1 protein-coding gene is annotated in these 1837 nt (G+C 72.3%); it reads left to right on the plus strand.

Annotation, left to right across the window (positions count from 1 at the left end; all coding sequences use genetic code 11):
- Positions 1 to 1837: zinc-binding dehydrogenase (locus tag MJ797_RS26165; RefSeq protein ID WP_239342320.1), on the plus strand; the 1837-nt coding region annotated here is incomplete at both ends.

A 1837-nucleotide genomic window follows, 5' to 3' on the forward strand; every position in this document is an offset into this window, starting at 1 on the left:
GCCGACCTCGCCGCCGCGGGCACCGGGAGAGGGGGCGCCGAGCCGCTGATGCTGGCGGTCGACTGGACCCCGCTCCCCGTCCCGGCCTCCGGTGACACCGCCACTCCGGCCGCCGGGACGGCGGACGAGGAGATCGGCGCGGTGATCACGGATGCGGCGGATCTGGAGGCGCTGGGCGAGGAGGCACCGGGGTGGCTGATCCTGGATGCGGACCCGCTGATCGCCGACGCCGTCAGCGCCGAGTCCAACGCCATTCCCGGCGCGGGTGAGCCGGCGCGGGTGCGTGTGGTGCTGGCACGGGTGCTGGAGGTGCTGCGGGCCTTCGCGACCGAGCCGGCTCTGCGGGAAACCCGGCTGGCCGTGGCGGTGCGGGAGGCGGGCGCCGACCCGGTGGCGGCCGCGGTCGCCGGGCTGACCCGCTCGGCCCAGTCCGAGAACCCCGGCCGGATCCTGCTCGCCGATCTCGGCCGACCGGACCCCGGCACGGACGCCGTGGCGCTCGCGGACCTCGCGGGATCGTTCGGACGCACCGTGGCGGCGGACAAGTGGGAGATCCGGCTCCAGGACGGGCAGATCGAAACCCCGAGGCTGATGCGCGCCGCCGACGACCGGCTGGAGCTGCCGGCCGACGCGTGGGTGCTGTCGGCGTCTGCGGCGGCGACGGTCGAGGAGGTGGCGGCGGTTCCGTGGCCGGCGGCGTCCGAGCGGCTGGAGGCGGGGCAGGTCCGGGTCGGGATCCGCGCCTGCGGCGTGAACTTCCGCGACGTCCTCGTCACGCTGGGCATGATCCCTCCGATCGCGGGGGCGGGGCTGCGGCTGGGCGGAGAGTGCGCGGGCGTCGTCCTGGAGGCCGGACCCGATGTCGTGGATCTGGTCCCCGGGGACGAAGTCACCGGTATCGGCATGGTGATCGGACCGACGGCGGTCGTGGACCACCGGTATCTGGTGAAGGTCCCGGACGGCTGGACCCCCGAACAAGCAGCCTCGATGCCGGTCGCGTTCCTGACCGCCTGGTACGCCTTCACCGAACTGGCCACCGTCCGAGCCGGAGACACCGTCCTGGTCCACGCCGGTGCCGGAGGCGTCGGCATGGCCGCCATCCAGCTCGCTCAGCACCTCGGTGCCGAGGTCTTCGCCACCGCCAGCCCCGCCAAGCACGACCTTCTGCGGAGTCTCGGACTCGACGAAGACCACATCGCCAGCTCCCGCGACGGCGACTTCGAACAGCGGTTCCTCACCGTCAGCGGCGGACGCGGCATGGACGTGGTGCTGAACTCCCTCTCCGGTGAACTGACGGACGCGTCCCTGCGGCTCCTGCCCAGAGGCGGCCTGTTCCTCGAAATGGGCGTCACCGACGCCCGCCGCCAGGACGAGACCGAAGCCGCCTACCCCGGGGTGGCGTACCGGGTGTTCTACCTGCAGGAACTGGACCCGGCACTGATCCAGCGGATGCTGCTGGATCTGACCAGGCTCTTCGAGGCCGGGCACCTGACCCCGCTGCCGTTGACCGTCTGGGACGTCCGCCACGCCCGCGACGCGTTCCGTCACATGTCCCAGGCCAAGCACACCGGCAAGAACATTCTGCGGCTGACCTCCTCGACCGGGACGGAGGGTCTGGGTGCGGGTTGTGTGGTGGTGACCGGTGGGACCGGGATGTTGGGTGGCCTCGTGGCCCGGCATCTGGTCGCTGTGCACGGGGTGCGGAGTCTGGTTCTGACCTCGCGGCAGGGCTCTGCCGCGCCGGGGGCCGAGCAGCTCCGGGTGGAGCTGGAGGCTGCTGGCGCTGACGTGCGGATCGTGGCCTGTGATGTGGCTGATCGTGATCAGGTGGAGGCTT

Source organism: Protofrankia sp. CiP3, assembly GCF_917627345.1.
Taxonomy (GTDB): domain Bacteria; phylum Actinomycetota; class Actinomycetes; order Frankiales; family Frankiaceae; genus Protofrankia.